The following is a 717-nucleotide window of genomic DNA, read 5'->3' as shown; positions in this document are numbered from 1 at the left end:
CATAGTCATATACATACGATAAGCTTCGGCTGTTGTCGGGAAGACCAAAATAGTTTCTAAACCCTGTTAATTTACGTTTTAACTGCGGAAGCCAAATACTCAGTTTTAATGAGCGCTTGGCTTTAATCCATTGATAATACTCGCTCAACGTCGCCTTCTGTTTCTTCACAGCGGTTCGTCGTCTGAGTCTTGCTTTACCTTTCGAATCTCTGCCCCAGTAAAACTCGAATCCAAGAAATACAAAATGACGTTTTCGCCCAATATGAAAACGGCTAAATCGCATCAATGATGTTTTATCTTCTGCGACGTCTAGGTTGAATTTCTTTAATCGTTTTGGCAAAACCTTATAAAAGCGTTCAGCATCATGTGCAAACTGAAACGCACAAACAAAATCATCCGCATAACGGATCATCATTGCTCGGCCTTTCATCCTTGGCTTCACTTTCTTTTCAAACCAAAGGTCTAGCGCATAATGCAAATAAATATTAGCTAACACAGGGCTGATAATGCCACCTTGTGGGCTACCGCTTAATGGCTTAGTAAATTCACCATCAGGGGATTTTATCCGTGCTTTTAACCATTGGTTTATTAAATTAAGTATCGCCTTGTCATCAATTCGTTGCTCCAGCATAGCCATCAGCCATTCGTGATCAAGGTTGTCAAAGAAGCCTTTAATATCTGCCTCAACAATATAACCATAACCTTTAAATTGCAGAT

At 39.7% G+C, this 717-nt stretch carries 1 protein-coding gene; it reads right to left on the bottom strand.

Translation table 11 applies throughout. The annotated features are described in order from the left end of the window. On the bottom strand, positions 1-717 hold a 717-nt coding region (locus IEY42_RS22235), incomplete at both ends, for a reverse transcriptase domain-containing protein (protein WP_268244288.1).

Origin of the sequence: Shewanella algicola, from assembly GCF_014648035.1 — a bacterium.
Taxonomy (GTDB): domain Bacteria; phylum Pseudomonadota; class Gammaproteobacteria; order Enterobacterales; family Shewanellaceae; genus Shewanella; species Shewanella algicola.
Note: the sequence above shows the minus strand (reverse complement) of the source record. Positions and strands in the feature narration are given on the sequence as shown.